6 protein-coding genes are annotated in these 8434 nt (G+C 74.4%); all 6 read left to right on the top strand.

Annotation, left to right across the window (positions count from 1 at the left end; all coding sequences use genetic code 11):
• The first annotated feature begins 171 nt into the window (after positions 1 to 171).
• The 6 genes from AB0D67_RS19880 to AB0D67_RS19855 all read left to right on the top strand — a co-directional run bounded on the left by AB0D67_RS19880 (position 172) and on the right by AB0D67_RS19855 (position 8432).
• Positions 172 to 1056, top strand: coding sequence for a sugar ABC transporter permease (locus AB0D67_RS19880; RefSeq protein ID WP_362937297.1), 885 nt, complete (start codon positions 172 to 174; stop codon positions 1054 to 1056).
• Positions 1053 to 2012, top strand: a complete 960-nt coding sequence (locus AB0D67_RS19875; protein WP_362937294.1) for an ABC transporter permease subunit — start codon at positions 1053 to 1055, stop codon at positions 2010 to 2012. The genes AB0D67_RS19880 and AB0D67_RS19875 overlap by 4 nt, the downstream gene beginning before the upstream one ends.
• Positions 2009 to 3112 (top strand): ABC transporter ATP-binding protein, encoded by a 1104-nt coding sequence (locus tag AB0D67_RS19870; protein WP_362937291.1) that lies wholly within the window; start codon positions 2009 to 2011, stop codon positions 3110 to 3112. The genes AB0D67_RS19875 and AB0D67_RS19870 overlap by 4 nt, the downstream gene beginning before the upstream one ends.
• On the top strand, positions 3109 to 4317 hold the full coding sequence (locus AB0D67_RS19865; protein ID WP_362937288.1) for a CehA/McbA family metallohydrolase: 1209 nt from the start codon (positions 3109 to 3111) through the stop codon (positions 4315 to 4317). The genes AB0D67_RS19870 and AB0D67_RS19865 overlap by 4 nt, the downstream gene beginning before the upstream one ends.
• Positions 4317 to 5396, top strand: a complete 1080-nt coding sequence (locus AB0D67_RS19860) for a Gfo/Idh/MocA family oxidoreductase (protein WP_362937441.1) — start codon at positions 4317 to 4319, stop codon at positions 5394 to 5396. The genes AB0D67_RS19865 and AB0D67_RS19860 overlap by 1 nt, the downstream gene beginning before the upstream one ends.
• 87 nt (positions 5397 to 5483) lie before the next feature.
• Positions 5484 to 8432, top strand: a complete 2949-nt coding sequence (locus AB0D67_RS19855) for an alpha-mannosidase (RefSeq protein ID WP_362937285.1) — start codon at positions 5484 to 5486, stop codon at positions 8430 to 8432.
• The last annotated feature ends 2 nt before the right edge of the window (positions 8433 to 8434 follow it).

Genomic DNA, 8434 nt, shown 5'->3' with positions numbered 1-8434 from the left:
GTGACGAGGGAAGACACCGGCTCAAGAGCCCCCGAGCCGCGACGCGCAGCGTCGCAATGAGCCCGCGAGGGGGCGCCGGTGTCTGGACTGAGGAACGCAGGAGCGGAGCGACGGAGTGACGAGGGAAGACACCGGCTCAAGAGCCCCCGAGCCGCGACGCGCAGCGTCGCCATGAACACAGACGCGGCAGGCCTCGGGCGGGCACGGGCGGTGGCGTTCGCGTCGCCCGCTCTCGTGCTCATCGGCGTCTTCCTGGTCTTCCCCGCCCTGTGGACCATCTACCTGGGCCTCACCGACTACCGCCTGACCGGCCTGGCGGCGGCTGACCCCCAGGTGGTGGGGACCGGCAACTACACCGCCGCGCTCGGCGACGAGCGGTTCCGCAACTCCTTCTGGCTGACGGCGCAGTACGTCCTCGGCTCGGCGGTCATCGGGCAGGCCGGGCTCGGCTTCACCCTGGCGTGGACGCTGCGCGGCCGGCGCGGAGCCGTACGGCGGGTCGTCGAGGGGCTGGTGCTGCTGTCGTGGATCCTGCCGGGTTCGGTGGTGGCGTTCCTGTGGATCGCGCTGCTGGACCGCGACGGCGGGACCCTCAACACCCTGCTGGGCACCCCCGGCGCCGCCTGGCTGCTCGACCACCCCATACTGTCGATCATCGTGTTCAACACCTGGCGGGGCACCGCGTTCTCGATGATGCTCTACTCGGCGGCGCTGGAGAACGTGCCCGTCTCCCACCTGGAGACCGCCCGCCTGGCCGGCGCCTCCACCCTCCAGCAGCTCCGCGACGTGGTGCTGCCGCAGATCAGGGGACACGTGCTGACCAACGTGCTGCTGACGAGCCTGTGGACGTTCAACGACTTCACACCGTTCCTGATCACCGCGGGCGGCCCCGAGGGGCGGTCGGAGATCCTGCCGTTCTACGTCTACAACACCGCGCTGCGCGGCGGGCAGCTCGGTTTCGGCGCCGCCGTGTCCTTCCTCATCCTGCTGATCAATCTCGTCTTCGCCCTGGCCTACCTGCGCCTGCTGCGCAACCGCCGGGAGGTGGCCGCATGACCCCCGACCCCGCCGCGGACCCCGCGACCCGCCCCGAACCCGCCGCATCCGCACAGCAGGCGCCCGCACGGCAGGCACCCCCACAGCAGATGCCCGCACGGCAGGCGTCCGTACGGCAGGCACCCGCCCGGCGCTCCCCGGTACGGCACGCACTCGGCCGGATCGCCTCCGCCGCCTTCCTCGCGCTCGCCGCCGCCTTCTTCGCACTGCCGATGCTCTGGCTGGCCTCGGCGCCGTTCGACGCCCACCCCTCCGTCACGGTGTCGGTGCCGGAGTTCACGCTGGCCAACTTCCGCGCCATCCTCGACAACCCCTACGCGGCGGGCTCCATCGTCAACTCCGTCATCCAGGCCGGCGGCGCGGCCGTCCTGGTGGTCGTCCTGGCCGCTCTGGCGGCCTACGCCCTGTCCCGGGTCCGGGTGCCCGGCCGCGACGTCCTGCTGTACGTGCTGCTGCTCCTGTCGTCGGTCGTCACCGGCACCGCCGCGATGGTGCCGATCTTCGAGCTGGCCACCCGGCTCGGCCTGGTCGACACCCACCTGGGCGTGATCCTCGTCGTCTCCGGCGGCCTGCTCCCCGCGGCGATCTTCATCCTCAAGGACTTCATGGACGCCACCCCCACCTCCTACGAGGAGTCGGCGCGGGTCTTCGGCGCCTCGCCGGCGCAGATCCTGCGCCACATCGTGGTCCCCCTCGTCCGGCCCGGCCTGGCGACGGTGGCGGTGTGGGCGGTGGCCAGCGTGTGGGGCGGCTTCCTGATGCAGTACATCCTGCTGCGCGACCCGGGTAAGTCACCCAGCGCGGTCGTGCTGTTCACCCTCTACACCGAGGGCGGGCAACCCGACCTGCCGTTGATCTCGACGTTCTCCCTGCTCTACTCACTGCCGGTGGTACTGATGTACCTGTTCGTGAGCAGCAGGTACGGCTTCCGCTTCCATGGAGGGATCAAGCAGTGATCTCCGTGCACGGCCTGACCAAGGTGTTCCCCGGCGGCGTCCGGGCGCTCGACTCCCTCGACCTGGAGATCGCCGAGGGCGAGTTCTTCGCGCTCCTGGGACCGTCCGGCTGCGGCAAGACCACGCTGCTGCGGACCATCGCCGGCCTGGAGACCCCCACCTCCGGGAGCGTCGTCATCGGCGGGACCGACGTGACCGCGCTGCCGCCCGGCCGCCGCGACGTCGCCATGGTCTTCCAGGACTACGCCCTGTTCCCCCACATGGACGTCACCGACAACATCGCCTACCCGCTGCGGATCAGAAAGGTCCCCCGCGCCCGCCGCCGGGCCAGGGCCGCCGAGGTCGCCGACCGGCTGAGCCTCACCGGGCTGCTGGGCAGGCGCCCCGGGCAGCTGTCGGGCGGCCAGCAGCAGCGGGTGGCGCTCGCCCGGGCCATCGCCTGCCACCCGCGGGCGTTCCTGTTCGACGAGCCGCTGTCCAACCTCGATGCCCGGCTCCGCCTGGAGGCCCGCACCTTCCTCAAGCGCCTGCAGGACGAACTCGGCGTCACCACCGTTTTCGTCACCCATGACCAGGGCGAGGCGCTCGCCCTGGCCCATCGGATCGCGGTCATGGACGCGGGCCGGATCGCCCAGGTCGGCACCCCCGCCGAGGTGTTCCACCGCCCCGCCACCACCTTCGTCGCCTCCTTCATCGGCTCCACCCCGATGAACCTGCTGCCCGGACGGATCGGCGACGGCGGCGCGCTGCACGTGGCGGGCGCCGTACTGCCGGCCCCCCAGGACCCGCCTGGCGGCGAAGCCGGCGAAACCGGTCAAAACAGTGAAAACGTCGGAGACGCCGGGGAGATCGTGTACGGCGTGCGCCCCGAGTACACCGACCTGTCCACCACGCGGCGCGACGACGGGTTCGCCGGCGAGGTCGCCGTCCTGGAGAACCTCGGCACCGCCACCCTCGTCACCCTTGAGAGCCCCGGCCACCTCGTCCAGGCCGTCGTCCCCGAGGGCCGCGAACCCGCCCTCGGCACGACCGCCTGGGCGGTCCCCCGGCCGGGCCGCGCCCTGCTCTACCGCGACGACGTCCTGGTCGGCCGGGCATGAGGGCGCTGCGCCTGACCGGCCGCTGGAGCCTTGCGGACCGGGTCACCGGCCCGGTCCGCGGCGTGCCGTTCGAACTGCCCCCCGGCGCCCGCGCCTTCACCGTCCGCCTGGCCTACGACCGCTCCGCCGGCGTGCTGGACCTCGGCTGCGAGGGCCCGGCCGGGTTCCGCGGCTGGTCCGGCGGCGCCCGCTCGGAGTACACCGTCGCCCCCGGCTGGGCCACCCCGGGCTACCTGCCCGGCGAACCCGAACCCGGCCGCTGGCACGTCCTGCTCGGCCTGTACCGCGTCCCGCCGGACGGCCTGCCGTACGAGATCACGGTCATCCCGCACCTCGCCCCGCCCGCAGCGCCACCCGCCCGCACCGGACTGCGGCCCCCGCCGCCGCCACCGCGCGCCCCCGCCGCCGTCCGCCGCGGCCTGCCCGGCCTCGGGGACCTGCGCTGGCTCGCCGGCGACCTGCACGCCCACACCGTCCACTCCGACGGCTCACTCGGCGTCTCCGAGCTCGCCTGCCTGGCCGCCGACCGCGGCCTGGACTTCCTCGCCGTCACCGACCACAACACCGTCAGCCACCACGCGGAACTGCCCGCCGCCGCGACCTACGCCGCGATCACCCTGATCCCCGGACAGGAGGTCACCACCGACCTCGGCCACGCCAACGCCTTCGGCGACGTCGGCTGGATCGACTTCCGCGAACCCCCCGACCGGTGGGCCGAGACGGTCCGCGAACGCGGCGGGATCATGTCCGTCAACCACCCCGTGGCCGTCGACTGCGCCTGGCGCCACCCCATGCGCACCCCTCCCCCGGCCGTGGAGGTGTGGCACTGGAGCTGGTGGGACCGCACCTGGGGAGCGCCGCTGGCCTGGACACAGGCGTGGTCGCCCGGCGCGGTGCTGGTCGGCGGCAGCGACTACCACCGGCCCGAGGAGGGCCACCCCCTCGGCGACCCCACCACCTGGGTGCTGGGCCGCGACCCCCTGGACGGACTCCGCCAGGGCGTCACCGCCGTCTCCGCCACCCCCGACGGCCCCCTGCTGCTGCGCCACGGCGACGACTTCCTCATCGTCGGCGGCGACGGGCTCGTCCTGTGGGGACCGGGCACCCGGCGCGTCGTCCTCGGCGACCGGGTCGTCCTGCCCGCCCGGCCCGGCCCGCACCGCCTGGAGACGTACCGCAACGAGGTGATGGCGCTGTGCACGTGATGAGGGCCGCGATCGCCGGGCTCGGCGTCGCCGCCCAGGTGATCTACCTGCCGCTGCTGGCCAGGCGGCGGGACCTGTTCGAGGTGACCGACGTGTGCGACCTCGACCCGGCCCGCGCCGAGGCCGCCGGCCGCCTCACCGGCGCCCGCCCGCACACCGACCCCCTGGAGATGCTCGGCCGCGGCGGCTTCGACGCGCTGGTCGTGCTCACCGCCGGCTCCCACGGCGCCCTCGTCGCCGCCGCCCTGGAGGCCGGCTTCGCCGTACTGTGCGAGAAACCCCTCGCCTACAGCCGCGCCGAAGCCGAGGCGCTGCGGGCCGGACCGCTGCGCGCCGGCGAACGGCTCATGGTCGGCTACATGAAACAGTACGACCCCGCCGTACGGCGTGCCGCCGCCCTGCTGGCCGGCCGGGCCGTACGGCACCTCGACGTCACCGTCCTGCACCCCGCCGACGAGGCCCAGCTCGCCTTCGCCCGCGTGCGGCCCTCCCACCCGGCCCCCGAGGCCCTCGCGCCCTGGCTGCGGGCCGACTCCGCGGCCCTGGACGCGGCGCTCGGCCCGGACGCCCCGGAGGCGATCCGGTCCCTCTACGCCGGCGTGGTGCTCGGCAGCCTCTGCCACGACCTGGCGCTGCTGCGGACGTTCGGCGGCCCGCCCGCCACCGTCGACCACGCCGCCGCCTGGGACGGCCCCTCCCTGGAGGCCGGCGGAGCCCTGACCCGGGGCCGCTACGGCCTGCGCTGGCACTACCTGCCAGGCCACCCCGCCTACCGGGAGACCGTCAGCGTCCACCACGAGGACGGCACGCTGGAGCTGGTCTTCCCCTCCCCCTACCTGATGAACGCCCCCACGGTCCTGACCTCCTCCTCCCTGGACGGAACCACCGAGATCAGGACCGTCCACCGCGACGTGTCCGAGGCGTTCGAACTCCAACTGGAGGCGTTCCACGCCTTCGTCACCCGGGGCACGCCCCCGCTCACCGGCCTCGACGGCGCCCTCGCCGACATCGTCGCCGCCCAGCAGATCATCCGGGCGGTCGCCGGGCCGTCCATCGGAGGTGAGGCACATGACGCCTGACATCACGACCACGCGTGAGACGTCCGCGGGCGGGACACGCGACACCTGGAACCACGACCGCCCGGAAGCCGCAGGGAGGTGGGGGGCGTGACCCCTGAGACCACCGGCACGCCCGGCATCGTGGTCGTCCCGCACACCCACTGGGACCGCGAGTGGTACCTCCCGTTCCAGCGCTTCCGGCTCGGCCTGGTCCGCCTGCTGGACGAGGTCCTCGACACCATGGCCGCCGACCCCGCCTACCGGTTCACCATGGACGGCCAGCTCGCCGCCCTGGAGGACTACCTGGAGATCCGCCCCGAACGGCTCGGCGAGATACGGCGGCTGGTCACCGAGGGCCGCTTCGCCGCCGGACCCTGGCTCATCCTCGCCGACGAGTTCCTCTGCTCCGGCGAGACCCTCATCCGCAACCTGGAGTACGGCATGCGCGGCGCCGGGGAACTCGGCGGCGCCATGCGCGTCGGCTACCTCCCCGACCAGTTCGGCCACTGCGCCCAGATGCCGCAGATCCTCAGTCAGGCCGGCCTCGGGCACGCCTGCCTGTGGCGCGGGGTGCCCGCCTCCGTCGGCCGCGACGCCTTCGCCTGGACCGGCGCCGACGGCACCGCCATCCGCACCCAGTACCTCCCCGGCGGATACGGCAACGCCGTCGCCCTGTTCACCGGCCCGGCCGACGGCCTCACCGGCCGGCTGGACGCCTTCGCCGAGACCATGCGGCCCTGGCACCCCGACGGCCCGTTGCTGGCCATGTACGGCGCCGACCACAGCGCGCCGGCCGCCGGCATCACCGCCGCCGGGCTGCGCCTGGCCACCCTGGAGGAGTACGTCACCGCCCACGACCCCGGCACCGCCGGACTGCCCGTCGTCCACGGCGAGCTGCGCTCCCACGCCCGCGCCAACATCCTGCCGGGCGTCATCTCCGCCCGGATGCCCGCGAAAAGACTCATGGCCCGCGCCGAGCGCGTCGTCGCCCGCTACGCCGAGCCGCTCGCCGCGCTCTGGCTGCCCGGCGGCACCGCCGCCGCCAAGCTGCTCGACCTGGCCTGGCGCCGTCTCATCGCCTGCAGCGGCCACGACTCCATCACCGGCTGCGGCGCCGACGAGACGGCCCAGCAGGTCGCCGCCCGCATCGCCGAGGCCGGGCAGATCGGCCAGGCAGTCGTCGACCTGGCCGCCTCCTCCCTCGCCGCCGGCGCGGCCCGCGACGCCGTCGTGGTCGTCAACCCCTCCCCCTTCCGGCGCACCGGCCTCGTCCTGGCCGACGTGCCCGAGTCCCACCCGGTCCTGACCACCCCCGGCGGGGCCCGCGTGCCGGCGCAGCGGCTGGAGCTGGCCCCGACCCTCCTCGACGAGACCGTCATGGACGACCTCACCCTGCTTCTCGGCCGGGTCCACGACCGGGAACTGTTCGGCCGGCTGATCGTCTCGTGGTCCGCGGAGTGTCCGGAGAGGGACGGAGAGACCCCCGAAGGGGTCTTCACCGTCGTCGTGGCCCGCGCCCCCGCCACCGGCTACGAGTACACCGACCTGCGCGCGGCGGTCCTGGACGCCGCCACCGCGCGGCCCGGACCGTGGCGGGTGCGCATCGTCGCCGAACCCGTCGTCACCGTCGCCGCGCTGGTCACCGTCGAGGCGTTCGGCCGTACGGTGCTCACCCCCGCCCCCGCCGGGATCCCCGGCACGGAGGACCCGGCCGTGGAGGATCCGGTGGCCGAGGCCGCCCCCGCCGGAACCGGGGCCACGGAGGGTCCGGTGGCCGGGACCGTCCCCACCGGAGCCGGGCCCGCGGAGGAGCGATCCGCCGAAGACCGGCTCACGGACGAGAAAGCCGAGGGAGCCTCCCCTCGGGGAAGCGGACCACGCCCCGCCGAGGGCGTCCTCGACAACGGCCTGCTGCGCGTCGCCGTCGCCCCCGACGGCACCCTGTCACTGCGATCCGCCGGCGCCGAGATACACGGGGTGGGCCGCATCGTGGACGGCGGCGACGCCGGAGACACCTACAACCACGCCCCGCCCCGCCACGACCTCCTCGTCGACGCCCCGCTCCACGTGGAGGCCGAGACCCTCCACACCGGGCCGCTGACGTCGGTGCTGGAGATCCGCCGCGAGTACGCCTGGCCCGCGCACGAGGAGGGCGACGGGCGCTCCGCCGCCCGCGAGAACGTCACCGTCACCACCAGGGCCGAACTACGGGCCGGCGAGCCGTACCTGCGGCTGGAGATCTCCTTCGACAACCGCAGCCGCGACCACCGGGTCCGCTGGCACGCGCCGCTGCGGCCCGGAACCGGCGAGTCCTTCGCCGAAGGACAGCTGTCGGTGACGCGCCGGGGGACAACCGCCGAGGGCGGCTGCGGCGAGGAGCCGCTGCCCACCTTCCCCGCCGAGGGATTCGTCGCCGCGGGCGGCCTGGCGGTCCTGCTGGACCAGGTGACCGAGTACGAGCTGACCGGCGGGGAACTGGCGCTCACCCTGCTGCGATCGGTGGGGTTCCTGTCGCGCAACCGCAACGCCTACCGCGACGAGCCCGCCGGCCCCCAGATCGCCACCCCCGACGCCCAGTGCCCGGGGCCGGCCACGATGCGCTTCGCCGTACTGCCCTGCCCCGGCTCTTGGCACGAGGCGGGCCTGCCGCGGCTGGCCGAGGAGTACCGGCACGATCTGCTGACGGTGCCCGGCGACGGCCCGTCCATCGGCCCGGTCATCGGCCCGGCCGCGCGGATGGAGAGCACGGCCGCCTCCCACACGGTGGGCCCGGCGGACCAGGTGGCGGAGGGAACCCGGGACGGCACGGGCACGCGACTGGAGGTCGAGGGTGCCGGCGTGGTGCTCACGGCGCTACGCGAGCGGAACGGCGCGCTGGAGGCCCGCCTCGTCGCCGAGCATCCCCACGGCACCGAGGCCGTCATCCGGGGCACGTTCACCGCCGCCCGCCGCGCGGACGTGCTCGGGGTGCCGGGCGAGCGACTGGAGACGGCCGGCGGGGAGGTGCGGCTGCCGCTGCGCCCCTTCGAGATCGCGACGGTGCACCTCATCCCATGAAC

Source organism: Streptosporangium sp. NPDC048047 (genome assembly GCF_040653115.1).
Classification (GTDB): domain Bacteria; phylum Actinomycetota; class Actinomycetes; order Streptosporangiales; family Streptosporangiaceae; genus Streptosporangium.
The sequence above is the reverse complement of the archived record's forward strand: the minus strand, read 5'-3'. Positions and strand labels throughout refer to the sequence as shown.